Below are 22,970 nucleotides of genomic sequence, written 5' to 3'. Positions count from 1 at the left end.
CCGCCGCCAACCCGGGGGCGCGGGGCAGGGTCTCGTTACCGGTCGCCGATGTCCCGGGAGAGGGAATCGATGGCGGCCTGCAACGCCGTGGTGGCGTCGTCGGCGACCGCTCCGAGCCCGGGTTGGTCGGCGACCTGGACCATCACCTGTGGGTTCATTGCGTCGATCAGCACCGTGCCCGGGTCGGCGGGGTCGGTGCGGACGACGACGTTGCACGGCAGGAGCAGCCCGATCTGCCGGTCGACGGTGACCGCGCGGTGCGCGAGCGGCGGATTGCAGGCACCGAGGATCAGGTAGTCCTCCATGTCTTCACCGAGTTTCGCCTTCAGGGTGGCCTTCATGTCGATCTCGGTGAGGACCCCGAAACCCTGCTCGGCCAGGGCTTTGCGGGTGCGGTCCACGGCGTCGGCGAACGAGGTGTGCAGGGTGGTCGACAGTGCGAGTGTCATGAGCGTGTTCTGCCTTTCTCTCGGCGACCTGAGATCAGGTCGGGCATACTGCGGTGCGCCGGGGCACACCGAGGCGGTGGAGCAGCGGGTTCGCGGCCTGCGAACCCGGTGAGCCGCAGCCACCGCGACGGAAAGACCAGTGCCAGTGCGATTCCCGCGAGCACCACCGTTCCGGCGAGCAGCGGCGCGATCCGTTCGCTCGTTCAGCCGCGCCGACGGGTCGCATCGGTCATGGTCACCTTTCGTCGACGGCGAACGGAGGTGGTGGCCGGACCGAGCCTCAGGCGAGGGCGAGGAAGAGCTTTTCGAGCTCGGCCTCGGTCATCGGTTTCTTGCCGTCCTCGGGCTCGCCGGTGAGGCATTCCCGTAGCCCGGTGGCAACGATCTTGAACCCGGCGCGATCCAGGGCGCGGGAGACTGCGGCGAGTTGGGTGACGACGTCCTTGCAGTCGCGTCCCTGCTCGATCATCGAGATCACCCCGGCGAGCTGCCCGTGGGCGCGGCGGAGCCGGTTGAGTACCAATGCAATGCTGTCTTCGTCGCCGACCATCATGGTTCCTTTCCTGAGACCTGATCACAGTATACCCCCGGGGGTACCAAGGGTGGGGTGGGTGCATTGTGTAATGCCCCACCCCACCCGCGGCCACGGTCCCGACGCTCAGTGGGAGAAGCTGATCTTCGGCAGGACCTTGCGCAGCCAGGCCGGTGACCACCAGGCAGCGAGCCCGGTCAGGCGCAGCAGCACCGGCAGCAGGATCAGCCGGATCAGCACCGCGTCGAGGAGCACGGCGACCCCGAGGATGATGCCCATCTCCTTCGGGGGCAACGGGTCGGCGAGGGCGAAGGTGAAGAACACGGCGACCATCACCGCGGCGGCGGCGAAGATCACCCGCCCCGAATGCGCCAGACCGTCGACGTGCGCGACCTTCGGATCCGCGGAACGTTCGTAGTGTTCCTTCGCGGTGGCCAGCAGGAACACGGTGTAGTCCATGGCAATCGCGAAAATCATCGCGAAGAAGAACACCGGCCCCCACCCGTCCAGGAACCCCTGGGGGGTGAAGCCGAGCAGGCTCGCGCCGTGACCGTCCTGGAAGATCAGCTTCGCGACCCCGAACGCGGCCGCAGTGGAGAGCAGGCTGACCACCGTGCCGAGGATCGCGATCAACGGGGCCCGCAGCGCCACCAGCAGCAGACCGAACCCCAGGATCAAGATGATGCCCACGATCAGCGGGAAATAATCGTTCAGCGCCTGCTGCAGGTCCAGATTCTCCGCGGGCGCCCCGCCGACCAACGCGCCTGGGGGCAGATCCGCGCGCAGGGTGTCGAGGATGGTGCCCATTCGGGCGTCGGAGGGATCGACGGTGGGCATGGCCTGCAGCATCACGTAGCCACTGCCGTCCGGGGCGGGCAGCGGCGGGGTCACCATCGCGATTCCGTCGGTTGCGGCGGCTGTCGTCCCGGTTTCCGTACCCTCCGCGGTGGGGGCGATGATCTGCAACATCCCCGGTGCGCCCTCGCCCATCTGGGCCTGGACGAGTTCGTAGCCCTGCCGGACCGGGGCATCGGTGGGCACCACTTCGATCGAGGGCATTGCGACCTTCAGCCCGAGCACGGGGACCGACAGCGCGATGAGCACGAGCAGCGAACCGATCGCGAACGGCCACGGGTGGCGATGCAGCAGCTCGCCCCAGGCGGCGAACCGCGGCGAGCGGTGCTGCTGCCTCTTCGCCCAGGGCAGCGAGCCGGCGTTGACCTTGTCGCCGAGCGTGCCCAGCACGGCGGGCAGCAACGTCAGGGTGGCCAGCAGGACGAAGAACACCGCCAGCATGATCCCGACGGCCATCGTGCGCACCGCCGGTGCCGGCACCAACAGCACAGCGGACAGGCTCACGAGCACGGTCAGCCCGGACAGGGCTACCGCCTTGCCCGCGGTGTCCATCGTCTCGGCCACCGCCGATCGTGGGTCACCACCGTTCTTCACCGCGTCCCGGAAGCGGGAGACGACGAACAGGGCGTAGTCGATGCCGAGGGCGAGGGCGAACATCATCGCGAAGTTCATCGCCCACACCGAGATCGGGGTGATCTCGTTGAGCAACACCAGCCCGCCTGCCGAGGCGACGAGTCCGGCCAGGGTCAACAGCAGTGGCAGCCCGGCGGCGGTGAGGGATCCGAACGCGAGCACCATGATCGCCAATGTCACCGGCCAGGAGAATAGTTCGGCCTGAATCATCGCGTCGTGGTTGGCCTTGTTGAAGTCGCTCCACAGCGCGGACGCCCCGGTCGGGTACACCTCGATCCCGTCGCCGGACAGTGCCGTCAGCTCCGCCTTGTGTACGTCGACGGCCTTGACCATGTCGTCGGTGCTCGCGTTCGCGCCCGCAATAAGAATGCCGGTGTGCCCGTCCGGGCTGATCGACATTCCCGGCCGCGGCGTGATCACCGCCCCGAACCGGGCATCGCCTGCGAAGACGGCGCCGACCTCGCGGAGGGTCTGTTGAACCCGCGGGCTGTCGACGGTCTGGGAGTCCGAGTGCACGACCACCTGCACCGCCGCCGAGGAGTTACCGCCGAAGTGCTGCTCGGCGAGTTGACGCACCTGCACCGACTCCGAGCCGTTGGCCTGCCACCCGGCACCGGCCAGCGAGCCGAACACCGACGGCGCCGCCGCACCGAGCGCGACCAGCACGATCAACCACACCCCGAACACCATTTTGGTATGGGTGGCCATCGCCACGCCCATTCGGCCCAGCACCCCACTCTCGGCGGTGGTCGTGGTCGTGGTCGTGGGCTGGTCGCCGTCGACGGTGGTACTGCGCGTCATCTGCGGTCTCCTTGACGATCTGAGAGGAACAATCTGGTCGAGAAAGGGGCGGGGCGATCAGCGGTGGGCACATGAGCCGCCATCACCGGTGTCGAGGAGCCGGCCCGCCGCGGCCCACCCAGAGGTGCCCCCGGCCACCGACACCGCGGGCCGTCCGGCAGTCATGAGGATTCGTGCCCCCTGAAGGCTCCGGTTCCCGGACGCACAGATCACGTACACCACCGCGCCGGCCGGGATTTCCGTTACCCGGTCGCCAAGCTGTCCCAACGGCAGCAACTGCGCGCCGGGCACGTGCGCATTCCGGTATTCCCACGGCTCTCGAACGTCGACGACGGGTGCTCCCGCCGCCCACGCGTCGGCGAATTCACCGATCTCGATTTCACGCATGACACGCCTTTCATACCCTAGGGGGTATCGAATATATTTGACTATGTTACCCAGGGGGGTATCCATGCAATCCTTCGGGTGGCGGGCACCGGCGACGTTGGTGCGCACCACTGGCGCATGGCGGCTTCCCTGACCGCCGGCGCGAGTGCGGGCTCCTCGGTTGCCGCGCGGCAGCAGCCCGATCTGCCGGTTGGGCTTGACCGCTCGATCCGCGGGCGGGGAGTTGCAGGTGCGGAGGGTGGCATTGCGTTCCGTCCTCTCGCCGAGCTTCGCCGGAGCGCCGTCCTGCATGGCGATCTCGGTGCGCGCCGAATCCCTGCTCCGTCGACGAGTCCCGTCCTCGTCGACGGCACCCTCGAGTGTGCGGTGGCCGGCAGTCGAGGTGGCGAGGGTCTGTCGGCGAGGCGGGTGGGTCGTGCGGTCAGCGGCCGAAGAGTGTGCCGAAGAATCCGGATTTCGCCGGGGGAGCGGAATTGTCCTCGCAGGTGCACTTCTGGGATTCGGGCACGGCGTTCATGACACCGTCGACGTGTGCACCGCAGCCTCCCCACGTTGTCTTTCCGCAGCCGGGGCACGTAACTGGATAACACATGGTGGGTTCCTCCTCGGAATGCCGCTGATCGTAACGAAACAAACTATACCCCTAGGGGTATCTATTCGCGGGAGATGTGCGGATGACCACACCTGTCCTGCGCCGGTTTCTTCCCGCCTCGGCATCGACAGTCATTGAGCGGCAACGGATCCGGGTCGCGGCGGTTCCGGTCGGATCCGCGGTGGCGCACAGTGCCTCAGTATGCCCAGCCGCCTGGTGGGCGCTCGGCAGGAATCGCTGTGATTCCAGCTATCGTCCGGGCGGATTGTTCTCGTGGCCAGGTTCCTGATCGGCGTGGAACTCGTTGAACGCGGCGAATGCTCGGGGTCCGTACACGGTGGCGGGCCCACCGTTCATCAGAATCGCGACGCCGATTGCCTCCGCTGCTTCCTGTGGTGTGCTGCCGTGCTCGGCGGCGCCGCGCGCGTGTGCGGCGATGCAGCCATCGCATTGCTTGCTCACGGCGATCGCGAGGGCGATCAGTTCTTTGGTCTTGGCGTCCAAGGCCCCGGGTGCCAGGGCGGCTTCGTGCAGTTGCCCGTAACCGGCGTAGACCTGCGGGATCGTGTGGCGCAGTGCCCGGGCGGGTCCCCGAAGTTCCTGTTGGACAGCCTTGCCGTAGTCCATGCTCTACCTCCGATTATTGGTGCTTGCGTTCGGTATCGATCTCATCGGCTCGAGGTCCGGCACGGGACGAGATCGAAAGCACCACCGGGACGGTGTAATCGGCGTGGACGAAACTGCCGTCGTCATCGAAGTGCCTCTTCTCCGGCGGGACATCAGGTCCCTGCTCCTGTCAGGGTGGCAGGGGACGACGGACCGCGCCAGGGCCGTTGGTCCCCGGGGCGACCGGGGACATCGCCCGACAGCCACCGATCGGGGAACCAGATCGCCGCGTCGGCCCGCGCGCCGTCATCGGGTCTGCTCGCCGGAGAGTTCGGCGGTGACGTGTGGGACGGGTATGGGCGGCAGGTTGTTGTGCGAGCGTGGCGCGTACTGCGGCCATGTCGAGCGCCTCGGGATCGAGCGGATTCCCGCGGCAGCGGCGATTTACTGCTCGGCTTCGGTGTCGACCTTGGCGTGCACGATATCGGGGTGCTTATCGAGGGAGCGTCAGGCCGGCACCTGCTGTGCGGCCCATGCGTTGTAGCCGCCGACGAGATCGCTGACCCGCTCGATACCGCGGGCGCGGAGCAGCGATGCGGCGACGCTCGAACGCCATCCACCGGCACAGTGCACCACGATCGGCTTGCCAGTCGGCAGCTCTTCGGCGCGGGACCGCAACTGCGCCAACGGAACCGGGATTGCACCGGGGATGACGCCGAAGTCGCGTTCGCCGGGGTTGCGGATGTCGACCAGGGTGATCGCATCGTCGGCGCGCAGCCGGTCGAGTTCGGTGACGGTGGTGCGCGGCGCCGTCTGGACGAGGTCGGCGAGTGCGGTGGGGAGGATGCCGCCGGTGTGGGTGCCCAGGTAGCCGATCACGTTGTCCGAGCCGATCCGGGCCAGGCGCATCGCCGCGTCCTGTTCCTCGCCCGGGTAGGTGATCAGCACGATCGCCTCGCCGACCTCGGCGACCATGCCGCCGGTTTCGGCGAACCGGCCGTCGAAGCCGACGTTGACCGCACCGCGCAGGTGTCCGGCGGCGAAGTCGTCGACGGTGCGGGCATCGAGTACCCGGGTGCCGGTGGCGAGTTCGGCGCGTACCCGGTCGGCGGACAATTCCGGGATCCGGCGGTGCTGGTCGAGTGCCGGGTGGGTGGACTTGTTCATGGCCGCGTCCACCGAGAAGTACGCCGGTACCGCGGGCTGGCCGTCGGTGATCAACGCGACGAATGCGTCCTCGCTCATCGGCTGAGCCGACGCGTTGGTGCGCCGTTGTTCCCCGATGGTCGAGGTGAGCTCCGCGGACAGGTTCTTGCCACAGGAGGAGCCGGCGCCGTGCGCGGGCATCACCGTCACGCCGTCGGGCAGGGCCAGTAGCGTGTCGTGCACCGTGTGGTACATCGCCCGGGCCAGGTCCGTGGTGGAGCCGTCGCCGAGGTTGACCAGGTCGGGCCGACCGACATCGCCGATGAACAGCGAGTCCCCGGTCAGGACCGCGGTCGGGGTGGCGTCCGCGGTTTCCCGGACCAGGACGCTGATCGATTCCCAGGTGTGGCCGGGGGTGGAGAGGATTTCGAGGTCGACTCGCCCGAGGGAAATGTGCTCGCCGTGCGTGAGGCGACGGATCGGGTAGTCGGTCTCGGCGGCCTCGCCGAAGCCGATCCAGGCGCCGGTGGCCTCGACCAATTCGAGGTGCCCGGAGACGAAGTCGGCGTGGAAGTGGGTGTTGATCACCCCGTCGATGGTCAGCCCGTGCGTGCGGGCGTCGTCGAGGTACTCGGTGATGTCGCGGCGCGGGTCGACCACGACGGCTCGCCCGGTGGATTCGTCTCCGATCAGGTACGAGGCGTGGGACAGGCACTCGATGTAGTACTGCTCGAGAATCATCGTGGTCTCCTCCGAAGTTGGCGGGATCTTTCTCCTTGTCCACAAGACTGCCATATACCCCACGGGGTATGCAAGTACCCCTGGGGGTATATGTCAGTCTTGCGGGCGAAATGCCCCCGCCGGTATCAATCGGCCAGTGGCCACGACAAAGAAGTCAATGCCTGCGTCCGGCATGGGCGTCCGGCGTGCCGGTGGTGGTCGTGCGCGAAGGCCACAGGTCCGTGCGGGCCCATGTACCGGGTGTGCGGGTGATGCCGCTGGGGGAGGTGACTTCCTGGTCTCACCGAGGTGCCGGCGGGGGAGATGGTGTGCGTGTATCCACGGGCGCAGCCTGGTCGCGCACCGATCTCACCGGCGCGGCGCGGGTGCTGCTGGGCCGCTTGTCCCGACGTCCCGCGGGGTCAGCCGCGGATGGCGCCGTCCAATGCTGCGTGGTCGGCCAGATCCTCGGCCAGGAACTCTCGGAGCAGGTCCACTGCTTGCACAATCTCTTGGCTGCGTAGCGAGTAGAAGACGTTGTTCTTGACGCGGCGCGTCGTCACGATGCCGCGCTCACGCAGGATGGTCAGATGCTGGCTGGCGTTGGACTGGCTGATGCCGGTTGCCTCGCAAAGTTCTCCGACGCTCAGTTCACGGTCGCGAAGTTCGTTGATGATGAGAAGGCGCTTGGGGTCGGCAATGGCTTTGCAGACCCTGGTGTGGAGTTCTTGTAGTTGTGCCGCGATGTCTTGGTCCATCACCCCTCCAAACCGGGCCTCGGAAGCTGATTATTTGTGCGGCCCGGATGCCTGCTCGGTCAGGCGTCGGTGAGGAGCAGCAGCGCAAGGGCGGACACCGCGAGGACGACGGCACCGGCTGCGATGAGGCGTACGAGGCCGGGGGCCGGCGGCGGCTCACCGGCTCCCACCTTGTTCACGATCCGCATATACCGCTGTTCCGATAGCACGAGTAGCAGCAGCGCGGCCGACAGGCCGGCGAGTCCTGGAACAGCCACTGGGAGATTGCCTGCGGCGAGGTGTAGCAGCAACGCCGACACGCCACCGACGCCGAGGGCGGTCCGCTGCCATGCCATGGCGGTCCGCTCGGCCCCGAAAACCGGTGGACGATCAGTTGTGCGCCACGGCGGAGAGGTCCCGCAGCCAGAAGACCGCCCAGGCACGACGCCCGGTATCGGACCTCACGGGCAACAGCACGAACAGCGGATCGCGTGAGCGACACGCGTTGCGTGTCAACGCAATGGTTGGCATCGACCGAGCACACGCGCTCCGTTCGGCGACTGGCGCGCCCGCCGAAAACGCAGCGAGAGAGGTGGTTTGAGATGCTCCACCACCAGCTCGAGAACCTCGGTACCAGGCGATTTCTGTGCACCAGCACTGGGCGGGTGGCGATCGCGGGGGGCTGGCACGCCAACACGGCATACGGTCTCGTGGCCATCGCACATGCGGCGAAACCCAACGCCGACGTCCTGATCCACCTCGGGGATTTCGGCTTCGCGTTCACCGATGCCTATCTCGATGCGCTCGACCGTGCGCTCGACGATCGACTTGGACGGGTCACCGACGTCGCCGAACCTGCGCACCTCCGAGCCGAAGAGCTGACGGCGCGGGCCGGGACTGGCCAATCCCGCATCACACCAGGGACGCAGGGAGGCTTCTGGTCGTACTGATCCAGACGCCTCATTCCAGCAGGCTGTGCCTTGCCCGACATCGGTCGAGGATTGAGACTGGCCAGCAGCGCGCGGTTGACTGCGTCTGGTGGCCACCACCGCGGGAATTGCGATCGGCGCGCACCTTCAGTCACGGCGCAGGGGGCGACGCGATGATGGTGTGGTGGATCGAGTGCGTCGGCAGCGATCGGGGCGATCGCCCGATTCGGTGTGGATGGGGCGATCAAACACCGGCGGACGTCGGAGTTTCGGTGGGCGACGGCGATCGTCAACGTGACCGGCGCTGCTCCTCGGGTTCGTAGCCGGGTTGGTTCTCTTTTCACGATGTCTTGCCGGAAGTTCAGCTGATCGTGGGTGTCGGGTTCTGCGGCGGGTACACGACCTTCAGCACCGCCAGTTTCGAGACCGTGCGGCTGATCCCACGCCAGCGGTACGCCACCCGGCGTCGCGCGGTCGGCGCCCTGCTGGTGACTGTCGTCGCCGGCAGTGTCAGTCTCGCCCTGGCTGATGGGGTGTGAGGAGAAGACGACCATGACCAATAACGACAACCACCCGACGCGGGAGACGCTGCGGGACTGGCGCACCCCGCTGCGTGTCGACGGTCCCGCGACCTCCACTCCGGTGGTGTGCCATCTGGTGGTCGGCTTCGACCGGCACCCGGCCAGCCACGCCGCCCTGACCCACGCGATGGACCTCGCGGGCCGACTCAATGCTTTTCTGCACGTCGCGCACATCGTCGACATCGACGACATGCCCGTCGAACCCGACCGGGACGACTGGGAACAGCGCTTCGCCGACGCCGTCGAACAAGAACGCCGCGAGGCCTGCACCATGCTGGCCGCGCTGCCCGGCAACTGGGCCTACTACTCGCGGGAAGGGAATCCCGCGCAACTGTTGACCACGATCGCCGAAGCGAACGATGCCCTGATGATCATCATCGGCACGTCCCGGGGCGGCGCAATGTCCCTGTTCGAGCGGTTTCTCGGCGAATCGGTGTCCTCGAAACTCGTCCACCACGCCCGCCGACCCGTCCTGTTGGTCCCCGCCCCCCGCAAGGAGCAGGGGTGACACCGCACGACCCCGCCGCCGGGGGACCTCCGCACCGCCGGGGGAACGCCCGACCTCGCAAGCGCTGCCGTCGATGGGTGCGTGACGGTTCGTGGTCGCGTTCGGTACGCTCAGCCTGCTCGCGGACGGCCCACGACCAGATCGGCGCCCTGATCAGTCCGCTGACCGTTGCAGCGGTCCTCATGATCAGCGGCGGGCACCACGGCCCGGCGCTCGGTGCCCGCGATCTCCGGCGTCGCCGTCACGGTCGGCCGACGCATCGACGACGCGGCGGGTAGTCGAAAGAGCATGCGAAAGACTCCGATCTGAACCTCGTCGCCGTCCACCAGTCCGGCGCAATCGACGGGCTGCCGGTTCAGATAAGTTCCGTTGAGAGAGCCGGCATCGCACAGGATGAACTGGGCATCGTCCCGGCGGATTTCGGCATGTCGGCGCGAGACGGTTCCGTGGCCGAGCACGATTTCCGACCTCGGATGGCTGCCGAGCGTGATGACGTCGCGGTCGACGGCAAGAGATGCACCCTTCGCCGGCCCAGGGCCCCGGGTCACGACCAACTGCGGGGCGCCGCCACCCCGACCGTTCGGAAGACACGTACGCGGCAGGACGTCGGTCGGCTTCATCATCGTCACCTCGATCAAGATCGTTTTGTATACCCCCATGGGTATATATCGATCAACCGTGCTAGGTGATCAGACATTCCCGTGGCACCCCCCGTCCTCGCGCCCGAACATCTCATCATGTCGGTGCGCCGGCAAAGCGTCGGAGAGGCCACCCGAGCATGGGGACGGGGAGCAGCAGGGACGGGGCGATGGGATCGTCCTGTGGCCTTGCCTGTCGCGAACTGCACACGTTGTTTGCTTCCACGCGGGATAGGACGTCTCGCGCAGTCGTAAACGGTCGACCTCCGGATGAAGCAATTCGATGTCACGCCCGAAGGTTCCGCGAAGGATGCCGGCGTGGCCGCGGAAGGTGTTGTAAATCGACCTGGGTGCAGCGCTCGTCCGCGTAGCAGGATGAGCATCTCGCGGATGGCCTCCGTGCGGAGGTTGCAACTGTCGATAATCGTGGATATGAGCCGCCGAGCGGCCCGTCTCCGGGAAGCATTGACCCATCGTGCTCGACAATGGAACCGGGAAACCGGGGGCCGCTTTAGCTGGCGGTGACCGTGTTCTCGGCTCCAGCGAGCGCGGCAAGAGCTCCTGTTCCGATTGGTTCGGCCGGCAACATCGGAACGATCGCATACCGGCTGTGTGTCCGAGTGATGGTGTCGATCTCGTCCCGCTCGGTGACCGACCTTTGTTGCAGCAGTTCCGATGTCGGGTTTGCTGCGGCGAGGGAGTTGTTGACCACCCAGGCCCACGGCTCGATCCCGGCGCGTTGCAGGTCGGCCTGCAACCCTTCGGCTTCGAGGCGCGGGGTGGTTTCGGCGAGCGTGACGAGCAGGACCTTCGTCTCTTCCGGGTTCTGCAGCCGCATCAGCGGGGTGGTGAAGTTTGTGCTGTCGCCCATCTGCCGGGCGATCTCCCGGTGATACGAGCCGGTGGCATCGAGGAGCAGCAGGGTGTGCCCGGTGGGGGCGGTGTCGACGACGACGAACTTCCGCCGTGATTCGTGGATGACCCGGGAGAAGGCCTGGAAGACAGCGACTTCCTCGGTGCACGGCGAGGCCAGGTCCTCGGCGAGGGTGGCCCGACCTTGTTCGTCCAGTGCTGCACCCTTGGTGGCCAGCACCCGGTCCCGGTACTGCGCGGTGGCGACGGCGGGGTCGATCCGCGACACCTGCAGGCTGTCGAGGTTCCCGGCGAGGGTGTCGGTCAGATGCGCGGCCGGGTCGGTGGTGGTCAGGTGCACCTGGTGGCCACGCTGGGCGAGGGCGACGGCGATCGCGGCGGCGAGGGTGGTCTTGCCGACCCCGCCCTTGCCCATGCACATGATCAGCCCGTGATCGGCGTCGGCGAGTTCGTCGACCAGCGCGGACAGCGGCGCATCCGGGAACGGTGCCGCATCCTCGGCGAGGGCCTGGGGGGTCGTGGCAGGGTGCGGGGTGAACAGGCTCTCGAGTGCGCTGATGCCGACCATGTTGGTGGCCTTGAGTTCGATCTCGTCGAGCGGCAAGGTGCGCAGTTCGCGGGGAAGAGCATCGAGGGCGGCCTGTTCGCGGTGACGGATCGCGGCGGCGAGTTGGTCGCAGTCCTCGGGGGTGGGGAGGACACCGTTGACGACGACGTGCTGGTGGGTGAGCCCGATGTCGGCGAGTTCGGTGTGGGTGCGGGCGATCTCGGCGAGCGGGGCGCTCTGGGCGCGGGTGACCAGGACTAGGCGGGTGCGCTGAGGATCGGCGAGGGCGGCGACGGCGTCGGCGTAGATGGTGCGCTGCTTCTCGAGCCCGGACATCGGGCCCAGGCAGGAGGCGTCGCCCTTGCCGGCGCTGAGGAAGTCGGTCCACGACCCGGGCAGCTGCAGCAGCCGGATGGTGTGCCCGGTGGGGGCGGTGTCGAAGAGTACGTGGTCGAAGTCGGTGACGGTGTGGTGGTCGGTGAGCAGGGTGGTGAACTCGTTGAACGAGGCGATCTCGGTGGTGCACGACCCCGACAGCTGCTCGGTGATCGACGCCAGTTCCTTCTCCGGCAACAAACCCCGCACCGGTCCGATGATGCGTTCGCGGTAGGCGTCGGCGGCCTGCTCGGGGTCGATCTCGAGCGCCGAGAGCCCGCGCACGGCGGCGACGTCGGTGACGGTGTTGCCGATGGTCAGTCCGAAGACCTGCCCGACGTTGGAGGCCGGGTCGGTGCTCACCAGCAGCACCCGCTTGCCCGCGCGGGCAAGCGTGATGGCTGCGGCGCAGGCGATCGAGGTCTTCCCGACCCCGCCCTTACCGGTGAAGAACAGGAAGCGGGGCGGGGTGTCGAGAAACTTCATTGCGGGCAATGCCTTTCAGCAGCAGCTGGTGCTGCCGGTGTCGGTGGGGGAGCAGCAGGATCCGGCGTCGGTGGTGTCGGTGAGCCCGAGCATGGTGATGCCGGCCGGTGCGCCTGCGTCCGGGGTGTCGGTGCTGATGCCGGCCCACTTGGCGAGCTGGGTGCGGTCGGGGTAGCGGCCGGTCTGCGCGGTGACACCGTCGACGAGCACCAGGGGCAGTCCTTCGGATCCCGAGACCTGGAGGAACGCCTTGACGGGTTCGCGCTCGGCGAAGGCGAGCGGTTCGCTGGCCAGGTTGAACCGGGCGATGTCCCCGCCCTGGGCGCGGACCCAGTCCATGTCGGCGGAGAAGGTGACCAAACCCTGGTCGACGTCGTCGCCGCAGACGCCGGTGTTGCAGCACAGGGCGGGTTCGAAAATTTCGATGGTGCTCATGGTGTTCTCCTCGGCCGATCTCAGGACTGGTGGGTGGTGCGGAGTTGGGCGGCGAGCTGATTCACGCGGGCGGCGATGTCGTCGCGGACCAGCCGCATCCGCTCGATCCCGTCGATGCCGCGCTCGGACGGCTCAATGGTGTCCCAGTTCTCGAACCGGGTGCCGTCCACCGGGTCGACGTGGGCGTCGCGGCCGAGGGTGACGACCACATCGACATCGCGGACCAGCTGCGGGTCGATCAGCTTCGGGGTCTCCCCGGTGATGTCCACTCCGACCTCGAGCAGCGACTCCGCCGAAAGTGCGTTCACGCTGTTGCCGGGTTTGGTGCCGGCCGAATACACCTCGACCGCGTCACCGGCGGCCTTGCGCATCAGTCCGGCGGCCATCTGCGACTTGCCGCCGTTCTTCACGCACACGAACAACACGGAGGGCCTGCTCATCGTCTCGTCTCCGTCTCTCAGGCGGTGGCGGGGACGAGTTCGGCGATCAGCGCCTCGACTCGGCTCCGGATTTCGTCGCGGATCGGACGGACCGCGTCGACGCCCTTGCCGGCCGGGTCCTCGAGCGCCCAGTCGCGGTAGCTGACCCCGGGGAAGACGGGGCAGGCGTCGCCGCAGCCCATGGTGATCACCACGTCGGAGGTCTGCACGGCGTCCGGGGTGAGGATCTTCGGGGACTGGGCGGAGATGTCGATGCCGATCTCGGCCATGGCCTCGACGGCGGCGGAGTTGATGGTTGCGGCCGGGGCGGATCCGGCGGAGCGGACCTCGATCCGGTCACCGGCGAGGTGGGAGAGGAATCCGGCGGCCATCTGGGAGCGGCCGGCGTTGTGGACGCAGACGAACAACACGCTCGGGGTGGTGGACATGAAGAAGTCCTTTCGGTGGAACGGGAACGGAAGTCGGTGGGGCCCGACCGGTTCGGTCAGGCGGGGACGGTGGTGAGCTCGCGCAGCAGCTGGCGAACCCGGGTGTCGAGGTCGTCGCGGATCACCCGCACTGTCTCGAGGGGTTGGCCTTCGGGGTCGTCGAGGGCCCAGTCGAGGTACCGCTTGCCGGGGTAGATCGCGCACGCGTCGCCGCAGCCCATCGAGACCACCACGTCGGCGGCGGCGGCGACGTCGTCGGTCAGCGGCTTGGGGTACTCGGCGCCCAGGTCCAGGCCGATCTCGGTCATCGCCAGAGTCACGGTGGGGTTGATCGCGTGGATTGGGGCGGATCCGGCGGAGCGGACGTGCACCTGCCCCTGCGCGTAGTGATCGAGGAGAGCGGCGGCCATCTGGGAGCGGCCGGCGTTGTGGACGCAGACGAACAGCACCTCGGGCACGTCCTTCGGTGCCGCGCCTTGCGATTGGGCCAGGGCGGTGAGCCGGTCGGCGGCGAACCGCCCCGCCAAGGTGGTCAGGTGGGTGTGGACCTTCGCGGTCCGGCGCAGCGCGGTATAGGACTCGAAGACATACCGCTCCACCGTCTGTGGGGAGAACACCCCGGTGTATTTGGCGGCCAGGGCCTCCGCAGTGCGGGAGAGCACGGCTTGGGGCATCAGCAGTTCCGGTTGCGCCCGGTGGATCTGGGAGCGCAGTTCCTCATCGAGCGGATCGGACATCAGGACTCCTTCGTCACGGATGCGGATGCGGGGGCGTCGGTGGAACCAGCGGAATGCGAGAACCGGTTGCGCAGCGCCAGGGACACGTAGACGAGCCCGACGAGAACGGGGACCTCGATCAGCGGTCCGACGACACCGGCCAGGGCCTGCCCGGAAGTGGCGCCGTAGGTGGCGATGGCCACGGCGATGGCGAGTTCGAAGTTGTTGCCCGCGGCGGTGAACGCCAGGGTGGTGGTGCGTTCATACCCGAGGCCCATGGCCGCGCCGAGGGCGTAGCCGCCGCCCCACATGATCGCGAAATAGGCGAGAAGCGGGATCGCGATCCGGACGACGTCCCACGGCTGGGAGGTGATCTGTTCGCCCTGGAGGGCGAAGAGGATGACGATGGTGAACAGCAGGCCGTACAGCGCCCACGGCCCGATCTTCGGGATGAACTTGGTTTCGTACCAGGTGCGGCCTCTGGCTTTTTCGCCGAAGCGGCGGGTGAGGTAGCCGGCGAGCAGGGGGATGCCCAGGAAGATGAGCACCGACTTCGCGATCTGCCACGGCGAGGTGTGGATGGTGGTCTGCTCGAGGCCGAGCCAGCCGGGCAGCACGGACAGGTAGAACCAGCCGAGCACGGCGAACATGATCACCTGGAACACCGAGTTGATCGCGACCAGCACGGCGGCGGCCTCACGGTCACCGCAGGCGAGGTCGTTCCAGATGATGACCATGGCGATGCAGCGGGCCAGGCCGACGATGATCAGGCCGGTGCGGTACTCCGGCAGATCCGGCAGCAGCAGCCAGGCCAGGGCGAACATCAGGGCGGGTCCGAGCACCCAGTTCAGCACCAGTGATCCGATGAGCAGTTTGCGGTCGCCGGTGACGGTGTGGAGTCGGTCGTAGCGGACCTTGGCGAGCACCGGGTACATCATGATCAGCAGGCCGAGGGCGATCGGCAGCGAGATGCCGTCGATCTCCACCGCGGACAGGGCGTCCCCGAGCCCGGGAATCATCCGGCCGAGGAGCAGTCCGGCGACCATGGCGACGCCGATCCACACCGGCAGGAACCGGTCCAGGGTGGAAAGTTTGCCGACGACGGCGGGGTGTTCGGTGGTCGAGACCCCGCTCATGCCGGAACCTCCGTGGAGGTGCAGGTCTCGGACGGGACGACCGGTCCGCTCTCGGTCAGCAGCACAGCAGACAGTTGCTGCAGTGCCGACGGGATCACCCAGTAGTACACCCAGGTGCCGCGACGCTCGCAGTCCAGCAGTCCGGCGGCGCGGAGAACCTTCAGATGATGTGAGATCGTCGGCTGCGACAGGTCGAACGACTCGGAGATGTCGCACACGCAGGCCTCACCACCGGCGTGGCTGGCGATCAGGCTCAGCAGGCGCAGGCGTACCGGATCGCCGAGCGCCTTGAACATCCGGGCCAGATCCCCGGCCCAGTCCTCGGTCAAGGGTTCACGTACCAGCGGCGAGCAGCACGCGCCACCGTCCGACGGTTCCTGATTCGACATACGTCGATATTGACATATATCGAATCAGGGTGCAACGCGTAGGACGGCCGGGGCGCGGATCAGGCCGAGCGTGTACTACTCGGCACGTCCGGACGGGAAGTGCACCGACCCGTCATTTCCGATGCAACCACCCTGGACGGGGCCGCTGCCGAAGAAGACGCCGTTGAGTTGCCCGCTGCCTCCGGGGGGATTCGATCCGACTCCCGCGCCGCCGACGCCGATCGCCCCGCACTGGTAGCTGTTGTTGTCCATGGGGTGGTCGTTGTGGACGTGAAGCTGTGTGCCGGGGGTGTTCGGGTCTCCATGAAATGCCGGTGCCGCCGTTGCGACGCCCGAACCGAGCGCAAAAAAGGCGGCGATTGCAGCCGATGTAATCGCCGTGCGCAATGCGAACGTGTTCATCTGATGTCACCTTTGATTCGATTGTCGCCCGGCTTCTCACCGGTCGATGATTCTCGGGTTACACATGATTTCGGTGTATCCGTTTTCCAGATGAAACAATTATGGTCCGAGCCGTTGGCGGAAATCACCCCTTCGAGCGGCTTATCGGTGTTTCCACCGCGACGTCCGCGGCCGCTCGCCGTGGCCGACGAAGCCCTGGTTGTGACCGCGTGCGTGCCGCCGCACCGAAACCACGTGACCCCGAGGGGTTCACGTGGGAGTTCCGGACGACCGCTAGCGTTGGAGTGCCCGACATCCGTACGCCCGAGGGGAAACTGCCACGCATGACCGGTGACGAGATTTCGGAAGGCAACGACGCGCACCCGACCGCGACGCCACAGTTGCGCCGCCGGTTGGGGGTGTTCGACTCGGTGATGATCGGCCTCGGGTCGATGATCGGGGCGGGGATCTTCGCCGCGCTGGGGCCGGCCGCCTCCGCCGCCGGAGGTGCCCTGCTCGTCGGGTTGGCCGTGGCCGCTGTGATCGCGTACTGCAATGCCCACTCCTCGGCCCGGCTCGCGGCGTTGTACCCGCAATCCGGTGGCACCTACGTCTACGGCCGCGAACGCCTGGGACCGTTCTTCGGATATCTGGCGGGCTGGGGTTTCGTGGTCGGCAAGACCGCCTCGTGTGCCGCGATGGCCCTGACCGTCGGCGCCTACGCCTGGCCCGGCCGCGAGCATCTCGTCGCGGTCGTCGCCGTCGCCGCCATCACCGCGGTGAACTACCTGGGTGTGCAGAAGTCCGCGCTGGTCACCCGGGTCATCGTATTCGTGGTGCTCGCCGTCCTCGCCGTGGTCGTCGTCGTGTGCCTGACCGGTTCCGACACCGGATTCGACGGCCTCGCGATCACCTCGGGTCACGGCGTGGCCGGAGTCCTGCAGGCCGCCGGCCTGCTGTTCTTCGCGTTCGCCGGGTACGCCCGGATCGCCACGCTCGGCGAGGAGGTGAAGGACCCGGCCCGGACCATCTCCCGGGCGATCCCCATCGCTCTGGCGATCACGCTCGTCGTGTACCTGTGCGTCGCGGTCGCCGTCCTGCAGGCTCTCGGCGCCGACGCACTCGCTGCCGCGACGGATCCACTCGCGCAGGCCGTTGCCGCTGTGGGGTTCGGCGGCCTCGAGCCGGTGGTCCGGGTGGCTGCGGTGGTCGCGGCGCTGGGCTCACTGCTCGCCCTGATCCTCGGGGTGTCACGGACCACGTTCGCAATGGCACGGGACGGCCATCTGCCACGTCTGCTCGACGCCGTCCACCCCCGGTTCGCGGTGCCCTATCGGGCCGAGTTGGCCGTCGGTGTGGTGGTGGCCCTCCTCGCCGCGACCGCGGATCTGCGCGGCGTCATCGGGTTCTCCTCGTTCGCGGTGCTGGTCTACTACCTGATCGCCAACGCATCGGCCTGGACCCTGTCTGCGAAACCGTGGTCGCGGCTGGTGGCCGTCGTCGGCGCCGTCGGATGTGTCGTTCTCGCCGCGTTCCTCCCCCTGGCCTCGGTGATCTCGGGCGTGATCGTCCTCGGAGTCGGGGCCGCGATCTACGGGATCCGTTCGTCCCGCCGGGCCTGACTGTCGCGAATGTACTGCGAACCCGCACAGCATTTCGACAATCTTCGGACGGCAATTCGCCTCGGGCAGGCGTCTCGCGTGGGAGTCTTCAACGACCATCCCAGCGCCGGGAGAAGGTGAGAATGTTCGTCCTGGTCCGGCATTCCCATGCGGGCGATAAGAAACAGTGGCACGGCCCCGACGTCGAGCGTCCGCTGAGCCCGCTCGGGCACGAGCAGGCCCACGGTCTCGTCGCGGCGCTGAGCGGCATCGAGATCGAGACACTGCTCTCCAGTCCCGCTACCCGTTGTCGCCAGACCCTGCTGCCGCTCGCGCAGGCGCGCGGTCTGCCCATCCACGACGAACCGCTGCTGGCACCGGACGCACCCCCCGACGAACTGTTCGCCGCGCTACACAGACCCGACGCCGACCGGGCGGTTTTCTGCACCCACGGGGAGATCCTCAACGCGCTGGCCGAGTTCGCGCAGTCGCGCGGAATACCGGGCCTCCCTCCCTCGGGCGCGACCGCGAAAGGGGGCGTGTGGTTCGTCGACTGCGGTGCAGGTCCGCCTCCGGCGCTGCGGTACCTCGCGCCGATTCCGACCGGCTGACCTCGACTTCTAGGCCGACGCGAGCCGGGCGGCGTCCTCTCGTGCCTGCCGCGCATTCTGCAGTTCCAGGCCGTACAACAGGCCGAACGTGAAACCGTTCTCGCCCGGTGTCGTGCCGGCGCGGGCACCGAGCGTCCGGAGCGTCTCCGCGGCGACGACGCTGTCCTGGTGCTCGCCGAGGACCGTCTGCATCTTCTTGAACCGTGCCGCCTTCTTTTTTGCCGACTTTCTCCCCAAAATCGGTGCGGCCAGTTCGGCGGCGTAGCGGGCCCGTTTGGCGGCTTTCCGCGCGCGGTGCAGGGCGGCATCGTCGTCGTCGGTAGCCGCGGTGGCGACTCGTGTGAGCGCTTTGCGTTCGGCTTTCCGCACCAACTTGGCGATCACGCGGGGATCGTCGCCGGCCTCGGCAGTCAGCGGTGGAGTAATGCGCCACTGCGCCAGGGTGGTCAGCAACGCACGGTAGCGGTCACCGTCGAGCGCATCCATCACCTCTTTTCTTCGACGGAGTTGCTCGGCGAGCAGATCGTTCTCGATGCGCGCGGCGACCGGGCCCATCACCAGTTCGGAAGGCAGGGCCGCGAGGGCGTCCGCGAAGCGTGCGCGTTGCACCTGCCGATCCCGCACCTCCCCCAGCAGTCCGGCGTACCACGACAGTTCCGCGTCGAGTTCTGCCCGCGCGGTCTGATCGAACAGACGCCCGAATACCCGCAGCGTGCTGCGGAAACGCCGGATTCCCACGCGGGTGGGATGGACCGGGTCCAGTCCACGACGCAACCACACGTCGCCGGCCACGATCGCCTGGACCTGGGCATCCAGGTAGTCGACGAGCACCGCTTCCACTGTCGTCCGGGGCGTGTCGCCGCCGTCGACCGCGAGGTGCGCGGCGCTGAGCACCCGGCTGAGTTTCGACGGATACCGCGACGGCTGCGCTCCCCGGCGGGTGAGGCGTTTACCGATCTTCCCGAGCAGTTTCTCGTCCCCGGCGTCGCCGAGTTCGACCTCCACCTCCCGCCACTCGCTCAGGACTGCGCGATCGCCGGCGACGGCACCGCGCACGCTGTCGTCGGCCACTTCCGCCAGCAGACCGTCGTCCCGGTCGAGGAGTCGCTGCGTGCGTCGCACGGTTTTCAGGGTCGCGACCGGGTGCACGGGTTTGCCCAGTGCGACACCCGCAATCATGGTCGCCAACTCGTCGGGAACCGCGTCACTCTCGCCCGGAGGCATCCGAATCTCGGTGCGGGCTTTGTCGGCGGGGACCTTCAATTGCCATCCCACATCGGTATCCCCGCTCCGGCGGCGGAACGTGATCTTCTGACGGAGCAGATCGCGGTCATCCGTGTCGAAATAGACGCTGTTCAGATTTACCGTGCCCTGCTCGATCCGGCCCCCGGCAGGTATTACGTCCTCGAGATCCGGCAGGACGAAATCGAGCCCCACCTCGTACTTGTCTTCCCGCTCGCGCTGCGTCGACACCATGGATCCAGTCTGCACCCACAACGGCCGTCCCGGTCTCCGGCGCGCGATCGGCGCGGAGTGCAGTTGATCTGTCAGCGGTGCAATTGTCGATCGCACCTCGTCGCCGGAGCCGCGCGTTGCGAAAATCTGTCCGCAACCAGTTCTTTCACGCGGCCCATCGGGTCGCCCGCATTCCCAGTGCCCTGACTGTGCTCGGTCTTCGAGAGGGGGATGACTCCGCATGTGCACACCGAACAGGCATCACGACCTCGCGCACCCCTCACCGGGACTCGACTGGATAACGAGGGCTCGGTGTCGAGAAGGAGACCCGGATCGGCTTTTCGTCACCGGCGCCGCGCAACGCAAGGCCGTCGCGCTGTGCCGGCACTGTCCGGTGCTGATGGAATGCGGTGTGTGTACGCACTCGACAATCGAATCGAATTCGGCATCTGGGCTGGGATGACGGAACGTCAGCGCCGGCACTACTCATGGTGTATCCCGGGGTCCGCTGGTCCGAGCGCTTCACGAACCCTCCACCTGTCGGGTGAGGAATGATCGAGCCAACCCGACGAACCGGGAGGATAGCTCTCACTCGGCCAGGTAGAGAGCCACCCGGAAATATCGGGAATCGCGACGGAAGGTCGGCGTGGTGACGCCGTACCGCTCGATGAACTCGTGTTGTTCGACGAACCGAAGGTCACCGGACGTGCCGGGTACCGAGTACTGCCGATTCGGCATGCGCCAGGTGCCTGTGTCGGGTACGTCCCACATCTGCACGGTGTCGGGCAACGGTTTCCAGCCGTGGTCGGTGTGCAGTTCGAGGTTCGCGACGACCTCGATCGTCGCGACCACTCCGCTCACGGACCGTATGGGCTGAGGGGAGAACCCCGGGTACCTGTCGACGTAGAAGAGTCCTCGGTCGGCACCGTTCGGCCGCACCTCGACCTCCTCTGCCAGCGATCGGAGCTCGGCGGGAAGCTGCTGCTCGTCGAGCCACGAGAGGGCGGTGTTCACGGTGTCACCCGGGTGCCAGACGGAGTTTGCGGAGACAGGCTCGTCGTCGACGAAGACGGTGAACGTCTGGGGTGAGGCATATTCGCGCATCGTCAGACCCCGCGCAGTAGGCGGACCGATGGGCGAAGCCATTGGGTGCGGGGTTACCTTGCAGCAGACGATACGCGCCCTGCCGTATCGGTTCGAGCGCCGCTACCGCACTGAAGGCGGCAGCGGCGCCGGCGGAGGGCCGGGCCCGATCGATGCGAATCAGTACGGCAACGACGAGCAGCTGGGGCGGTCGACGACGGCCTGACCCTCGCAGAGCATCGCCTTCTCGTCGTCGTCGAAACGGTCGCGCCGATCGCGGTCGCGGGCATCGCGGTCCGACTGCGAGACCACTGCGACATCGGTCCCCGACGAGGCGGGCATGGCGTGCGCGATTCCGGCGGCGCCGGTGACAGAGAAAGCAACCGCGGCGAACATCAGGCCGGCGCGAATGGCGGTGTGGCGAAACATGCGGAGTCCTTGGTGGTGTGTGGTCGAGTATTCCTTGGCCACAACAACACTGCCGTTCGGACGTGCGGTTCGACAGACACCCTAGGGTTGCGTGTTGCCCACCCCTGTGCGAACGCCGGGAACGCGTCTGGGCTGGAGTGGTGCCGTCGCGAACGTCGATGACCAAGGCCTGTTCGGTGGGTCTGCCCGCCGCAAACAAAACCGTTGATACCAGTATCACAGAATTCTATTACCGCCCCGTCAACATGTTGTTTCATGATCTTTGGGAGCGTCCATCGTCATGAATCGGAGCACCCATGAATTCCACAGTCAGCGCACCCGGCTGGCAGAAGTCCGTCTTCGACGTTCTGCGTGAAGGAGATGTCAAGCAGATCGCGTACGTACCGGACGCCGGCCACTCGTACGCGATCCAGGCAGCAATTGCCGACCCCGGCATCGAAGACGTCGTGCTGACCACCGAGGAAGAGGGCGTCGGCGTTGTCAGCGGCGCCTGGCTCGGCGGGCAGCGCGCGGTCCTGCTCATGCAGAGCAGCGGAGTCGGTAACTGCGTCAACATGTTCTCCCTGCTGGAGATGTGCAAGTTTCCGTTCCTCGCTCTAGTGACCATGCGTGGTGAGTACGCCGAGTTCAACCCGTGGCAGATCCCCATGGGTTCGACCACGCAGCAGGCCCTCGAACTCATGGGCAACACAGTTTTCCGGGTCGACGACCCCGATCAGGTCGGCGAGGTCGTCTCCGCCGCCTTCGATCAGGCATTTCTCGCTGGTGAGCGCGTCGCCGTGCTCTTGGGCCAGCGGCTCATCGGACGCAAGAAGTGGGAGCGCAAGTGAACGCACACAACTCGACCATCGGAACCCTCGCCGGCGAACGTCTCGACCGACGCGAGTTCGTCGCGAAGCTGCTCGACCGAGCGCCAGAGGCACTGGTCGTCACCGGTCTCGGCTCCCCGTCCTATGACGTGTTCGCCGCCGGGGAGCGCGACCGCAACTTCTATTTGTGGGGCGCCATGGGCGCCGCCGTACCCACCGGCCTGGGCCTCGCGCTCGCTCGTCCGGACGAGTCCGTGGTCGTCATCACCGGTGACGGGGAACAGCTCATGGGAATCGGTGCGCTCGGATCGGTCGCGGTCAAGGCCCCGAAGAACCTCACCATCGTCGTCCTCGACAACGGGCACTTCGGCGAAACGGGCATGCAGCGCAGCCATTCAAGTCTCGGAGCCGATTTGGCCGGCATCGCGTCGTCGTTCGGCATTGCCCGCACCGAACGGGTCCGCGACATCGCCGACGTCGACCATGTCGCACAGATCGTCACCGCCCGGGAAGGTACGACCTTCGTCCAGGTGTTCATCGAGCAAACCGAACCACCACGCGCCCTTCCGCCCCGGGACGGCACGGCGGTGAAGAACAAGTTCCGCGCCGCACTCGGCCTCGATACGTTCTGATGGCCGACACCGAAGGGAGAGAGAACATTG

General features: G+C 67.2%; 26 protein-coding genes and 2 pseudogenes. 8 read left to right on the top strand and 20 right to left on the bottom strand.

Going from position 1 to position 22,970, the window contains the following annotated elements; all coding sequences use genetic code 11:
- Nucleotides 1-35: 35 nt before the first annotated feature.
- The 8 genes from FND50_RS34680 to FND50_RS34645 all read right to left on the bottom strand — a co-directional run bounded on the left by FND50_RS34680 (nt 36) and on the right by FND50_RS34645 (nt 7,901).
- On the bottom strand, nt 36-449 hold the full coding sequence (locus FND50_RS34680; protein WP_144288753.1) for a DUF302 domain-containing protein: 414 nt from the start codon (nt 447-449) through the stop codon (nt 36-38).
- A 280-nt stretch (nt 450-729) separates the two neighbouring features.
- Nucleotides 730-999 carry a metal-sensitive transcriptional regulator gene (locus FND50_RS34675; RefSeq protein WP_054249022.1) on the bottom strand — a complete coding sequence of 90 codons (270 nt, stop codon included), beginning with the start codon at nt 997-999 and terminating at the stop codon, nt 730-732.
- A gap of 108 nt (nt 1,000-1,107) precedes the next feature.
- Nucleotides 1,108-3,270 carry an MMPL family transporter gene (locus FND50_RS34670; protein WP_144288752.1) on the bottom strand — a complete coding sequence of 721 codons (2,163 nt, stop codon included), beginning with the start codon at nt 3,268-3,270 and terminating at the stop codon, nt 1,108-1,110.
- Between the two features lie 57 nt (nt 3,271-3,327).
- Nucleotides 3,328-3,657, bottom strand: coding sequence for a rhodanese-like domain-containing protein (locus FND50_RS34665; RefSeq protein ID WP_144288751.1), 330 nt, complete (start codon nt 3,655-3,657; stop codon nt 3,328-3,330).
- A gap of 841 nt (nt 3,658-4,498) precedes the next feature.
- Entirely contained in the window at nt 4,499-4,876 is a 378-nt protein-coding gene (locus FND50_RS34660; protein ID WP_005571931.1) for a carboxymuconolactone decarboxylase family protein, read from the bottom strand.
- Between the two features lie 486 nt (nt 4,877-5,362).
- Nucleotides 5,363-6,742: a rhodanese-like domain-containing protein gene (locus tag FND50_RS34655; RefSeq protein ID WP_144288750.1), complete on the bottom strand. Its 1,380-nt coding sequence runs from the start codon at nt 6,740-6,742 to the stop codon at nt 5,363-5,365.
- Between the two features lie 401 nt (nt 6,743-7,143).
- Nucleotides 7,144-7,479 carry a helix-turn-helix transcriptional regulator gene (locus FND50_RS34650; protein WP_144288749.1) on the bottom strand — a complete coding sequence of 112 codons (336 nt, stop codon included), beginning with the start codon at nt 7,477-7,479 and terminating at the stop codon, nt 7,144-7,146.
- A 59-nt stretch (nt 7,480-7,538) separates the two neighbouring features.
- A complete protein-coding gene (locus FND50_RS34645) occupies nt 7,539-7,901 on the bottom strand; it encodes a DUF202 domain-containing protein (RefSeq protein ID WP_260850831.1) in 363 nt (120 codons plus the stop codon).
- A gap of 159 nt (nt 7,902-8,060) precedes the next feature.
- Between FND50_RS34645 and FND50_RS34640 the strand changes: the two genes are divergently transcribed.
- The 3 genes and pseudogenes from FND50_RS34640 (at nt 8,061) to FND50_RS34630 (ending at nt 9,476) form a co-directional block, all read left to right on the top strand.
- A complete protein-coding gene (locus tag FND50_RS34640) occupies nt 8,061-8,408 on the top strand; it encodes a hypothetical protein (RefSeq protein WP_144288747.1) in 348 nt (115 codons plus the stop codon).
- Between the two features lie 186 nt (nt 8,409-8,594).
- Nucleotides 8,595-8,926: pseudogene (locus tag FND50_RS34635) on the top strand (fluoride efflux transporter FluC).
- Nucleotides 8,927-8,939: 13 nt separating this feature from the next.
- Nucleotides 8,940-9,476 carry a universal stress protein gene (locus FND50_RS34630; protein WP_005257435.1) on the top strand — a complete coding sequence of 179 codons (537 nt, stop codon included), beginning with the start codon at nt 8,940-8,942 and terminating at the stop codon, nt 9,474-9,476.
- Nucleotides 9,477-9,586: 110 nt separating this feature from the next.
- On the opposite strand, the gene FND50_RS34625 is transcribed toward FND50_RS34630, so the two are convergent.
- From FND50_RS34625 to FND50_RS34585, 9 genes are all read right to left on the bottom strand, one after another.
- Nucleotides 9,587-10,096, bottom strand: a complete 510-nt coding sequence (locus tag FND50_RS34625; RefSeq protein WP_260850830.1) for an FHA domain-containing protein — start codon at nt 10,094-10,096, stop codon at nt 9,587-9,589.
- A 529-nt stretch (nt 10,097-10,625) separates the two neighbouring features.
- Nucleotides 10,626-12,395: an arsenical pump-driving ATPase gene (gene arsA / locus FND50_RS34620; RefSeq protein ID WP_144288746.1), complete on the bottom strand. Its 1,770-nt coding sequence runs from the start codon at nt 12,393-12,395 to the stop codon at nt 10,626-10,628.
- Nucleotides 12,396-12,410: 15 nt separating this feature from the next.
- The gene (gene arsD, locus FND50_RS34615; protein ID WP_144288745.1) at nt 12,411-12,830 is read right to left on the bottom strand and encodes an arsenite efflux transporter metallochaperone ArsD; all 420 of its coding nucleotides are present in this window, start codon (nt 12,828-12,830) and stop codon (nt 12,411-12,413) included.
- A gap of 20 nt (nt 12,831-12,850) precedes the next feature.
- A complete protein-coding gene (locus FND50_RS34610) occupies nt 12,851-13,270 on the bottom strand; it encodes a low molecular weight phosphatase family protein (protein ID WP_144288744.1) in 420 nt (139 codons plus the stop codon).
- Nucleotides 13,271-13,287: 17 nt separating this feature from the next.
- Entirely contained in the window at nt 13,288-13,698 is a 411-nt protein-coding gene (locus tag FND50_RS34605; protein ID WP_144288743.1) for an arsenate reductase ArsC, read from the bottom strand.
- Nucleotides 13,699-13,754: 56 nt separating this feature from the next.
- Nucleotides 13,755-14,435, bottom strand: coding sequence for a three-helix bundle dimerization domain-containing protein (locus FND50_RS34600; RefSeq protein ID WP_397493043.1), 681 nt, complete (start codon nt 14,433-14,435; stop codon nt 13,755-13,757).
- Nucleotides 14,435-15,550, bottom strand: a complete 1,116-nt coding sequence (gene arsB, locus FND50_RS34595) for an ACR3 family arsenite efflux transporter (protein WP_144288741.1) — start codon at nt 15,548-15,550, stop codon at nt 14,435-14,437. Before arsB ends, FND50_RS34600 begins: the two co-directional genes overlap by 1 nt.
- Entirely contained in the window at nt 15,547-15,939 is a 393-nt protein-coding gene (locus FND50_RS34590) for a helix-turn-helix transcriptional regulator (protein ID WP_144288740.1), read from the bottom strand. The genes arsB and FND50_RS34590 overlap by 4 nt, the downstream gene beginning before the upstream one ends.
- Before the next feature lie 75 nt (nt 15,940-16,014).
- Nucleotides 16,015-16,341 carry a hypothetical protein gene (locus FND50_RS34585; RefSeq protein WP_005567965.1) on the bottom strand — a complete coding sequence of 109 codons (327 nt, stop codon included), beginning with the start codon at nt 16,339-16,341 and terminating at the stop codon, nt 16,015-16,017.
- Nucleotides 16,342-16,664: 323 nt separating this feature from the next.
- Between FND50_RS34585 and FND50_RS34580 the strand changes: the two genes are divergently transcribed.
- Together FND50_RS34580 and FND50_RS34575 are read left to right on the top strand one after the other, a co-directional pair.
- A complete protein-coding gene (locus FND50_RS34580) occupies nt 16,665-17,942 on the top strand; it encodes an APC family permease (protein WP_186301200.1) in 1,278 nt (425 codons plus the stop codon).
- A 122-nt stretch (nt 17,943-18,064) separates the two neighbouring features.
- Entirely contained in the window at nt 18,065-18,532 is a 468-nt protein-coding gene (locus FND50_RS34575) for a histidine phosphatase family protein (RefSeq protein ID WP_144288738.1), read from the top strand.
- A gap of 9 nt (nt 18,533-18,541) precedes the next feature.
- On the opposite strand, the gene FND50_RS34570 is transcribed toward FND50_RS34575, so the two are convergent.
- Nucleotides 18,542-20,008: a CYTH and CHAD domain-containing protein gene (locus FND50_RS34570; protein WP_144288737.1), complete on the bottom strand. Its 1,467-nt coding sequence runs from the start codon at nt 20,006-20,008 to the stop codon at nt 18,542-18,544.
- 220 nt (nt 20,009-20,228) lie between these two features.
- Here FND50_RS34570 and FND50_RS34565 point away from each other — a divergent pair.
- Nucleotides 20,229-20,535: pseudogene (locus FND50_RS34565) on the top strand (WhiB family transcriptional regulator).
- Between the two features lie 40 nt (nt 20,536-20,575).
- On the opposite strand, the gene FND50_RS34560 reads toward FND50_RS34565, so the two are convergent.
- Nucleotides 20,576-21,133 carry a hypothetical protein gene (locus FND50_RS34560; RefSeq protein ID WP_144288736.1) on the bottom strand — a complete coding sequence of 186 codons (558 nt, stop codon included), beginning with the start codon at nt 21,131-21,133 and terminating at the stop codon, nt 20,576-20,578.
- 117 nt (nt 21,134-21,250) lie between these two features.
- Nucleotides 21,251-21,499 (bottom strand): hypothetical protein, encoded by a 249-nt coding sequence (locus FND50_RS34555; protein WP_005567996.1) that lies wholly within the window; start codon nt 21,497-21,499, stop codon nt 21,251-21,253.
- A gap of 296 nt (nt 21,500-21,795) precedes the next feature.
- Between FND50_RS34555 and FND50_RS34550 the strand changes: the two genes are divergently transcribed.
- Nucleotides 21,796-22,329, top strand: a complete 534-nt coding sequence (locus tag FND50_RS34550; RefSeq protein WP_144288735.1) for a thiamine pyrophosphate-binding protein — start codon at nt 21,796-21,798, stop codon at nt 22,327-22,329.
- Nucleotides 22,326-22,940, top strand: coding sequence for a thiamine pyrophosphate-dependent enzyme (locus tag FND50_RS34545; RefSeq protein ID WP_133985646.1), 615 nt, complete (start codon nt 22,326-22,328; stop codon nt 22,938-22,940). Before FND50_RS34550 ends, FND50_RS34545 begins: the two co-directional genes overlap by 4 nt.
- Nucleotides 22,941-22,970: the final 30 nt, after the last annotated feature.

It is taken from the genome of Rhodococcus sp. WB9, from assembly GCF_007558985.1.
Classification (GTDB): Bacteria; Actinomycetota; Actinomycetes; order Mycobacteriales; family Mycobacteriaceae; genus Rhodococcus_F; species Rhodococcus_F opacus.
The sequence above is the reverse complement of the archived record's forward strand: the minus strand, read 5'-3'. Positions and strand labels throughout refer to the sequence as shown.

Excerpts from the sequence above, each read along its gene's own strand:
- FND50_RS34680 (WP_144288753.1), bottom strand. The coding sequence starts at position 449 with ATGACACTCGCACTGTCGACCACCCTGCACACCTCGTTCGCCGACGCC.
- FND50_RS34675 (WP_054249022.1), bottom strand. The coding sequence starts at position 999 with ATGGTCGGCGACGAAGACAGCATTGCATTGGTACTCAACCGGCTCCGC.
- FND50_RS34670 (WP_144288752.1), bottom strand. The coding sequence starts at position 3,270 with ATGACGCGCAGTACCACCGTCGACGGCGACCAGCCCACGACCACGACC.
- FND50_RS34665 (WP_144288751.1), bottom strand. The coding sequence starts at position 3,657 with ATGCGTGAAATCGAGATCGGTGAATTCGCCGACGCGTGGGCGGCGGGA.
- FND50_RS34660 (WP_005571931.1), bottom strand. The coding sequence starts at position 4,876 with ATGGACTACGGCAAGGCTGTCCAACAGGAACTTCGGGGACCCGCCCGG.
- FND50_RS34655 (WP_144288750.1), bottom strand. The coding sequence starts at position 6,742 with ATGATTCTCGAGCAGTACTACATCGAGTGCCTGTCCCACGCCTCGTAC.
- FND50_RS34650 (WP_144288749.1), bottom strand. The coding sequence starts at position 7,479 with ATGGACCAAGACATCGCGGCACAACTACAAGAACTCCACACCAGGGTC.
- FND50_RS34640 (WP_144288747.1), top strand. The coding sequence starts at position 8,061 with ATGCTCCACCACCAGCTCGAGAACCTCGGTACCAGGCGATTTCTGTGC.
- FND50_RS34630 (WP_005257435.1), top strand. The coding sequence starts at position 8,940 with ATGACCAATAACGACAACCACCCGACGCGGGAGACGCTGCGGGACTGG.
- FND50_RS34625 (WP_260850830.1), bottom strand. The coding sequence starts at position 10,096 with ATGAAGCCGACCGACGTCCTGCCGCGTACGTGTCTTCCGAACGGTCGG.
- arsA (WP_144288746.1), bottom strand. The coding sequence starts at position 12,395 with ATGAAGTTTCTCGACACCCCGCCCCGCTTCCTGTTCTTCACCGGTAAG.
- arsD (WP_144288745.1), bottom strand. The coding sequence starts at position 12,830 with ATGAGCACCATCGAAATTTTCGAACCCGCCCTGTGCTGCAACACCGGC.
- FND50_RS34610 (WP_144288744.1), bottom strand. The coding sequence starts at position 13,270 with ATGAGCAGGCCCTCCGTGTTGTTCGTGTGCGTGAAGAACGGCGGCAAG.
- FND50_RS34605 (WP_144288743.1), bottom strand. The coding sequence starts at position 13,698 with ATGTCCACCACCCCGAGCGTGTTGTTCGTCTGCGTCCACAACGCCGGC.
- FND50_RS34600 (WP_397493043.1), bottom strand. The coding sequence starts at position 14,435 with ATGTCCGATCCGCTCGATGAGGAACTGCGCTCCCAGATCCACCGGGCG.
- arsB (WP_144288741.1), bottom strand. The coding sequence starts at position 15,550 with ATGAGCGGGGTCTCGACCACCGAACACCCCGCCGTCGTCGGCAAACTT.
- FND50_RS34590 (WP_144288740.1), bottom strand. The coding sequence starts at position 15,939 with ATGTCGAATCAGGAACCGTCGGACGGTGGCGCGTGCTGCTCGCCGCTG.
- FND50_RS34585 (WP_005567965.1), bottom strand. The coding sequence starts at position 16,341 with ATGAACACGTTCGCATTGCGCACGGCGATTACATCGGCTGCAATCGCC.
- FND50_RS34580 (WP_186301200.1), top strand. The coding sequence starts at position 16,665 with ATGACCGGTGACGAGATTTCGGAAGGCAACGACGCGCACCCGACCGCG.
- FND50_RS34575 (WP_144288738.1), top strand. The coding sequence starts at position 18,065 with ATGTTCGTCCTGGTCCGGCATTCCCATGCGGGCGATAAGAAACAGTGG.
- FND50_RS34570 (WP_144288737.1), bottom strand. The coding sequence starts at position 20,008 with ATGGTGTCGACGCAGCGCGAGCGGGAAGACAAGTACGAGGTGGGGCTC.
- FND50_RS34560 (WP_144288736.1), bottom strand. The coding sequence starts at position 21,133 with ATGGCTTCGCCCATCGGTCCGCCTACTGCGCGGGGTCTGACGATGCGC.
- FND50_RS34555 (WP_005567996.1), bottom strand. The coding sequence starts at position 21,499 with ATGTTTCGCCACACCGCCATTCGCGCCGGCCTGATGTTCGCCGCGGTT.
- FND50_RS34550 (WP_144288735.1), top strand. The coding sequence starts at position 21,796 with ATGAATTCCACAGTCAGCGCACCCGGCTGGCAGAAGTCCGTCTTCGAC.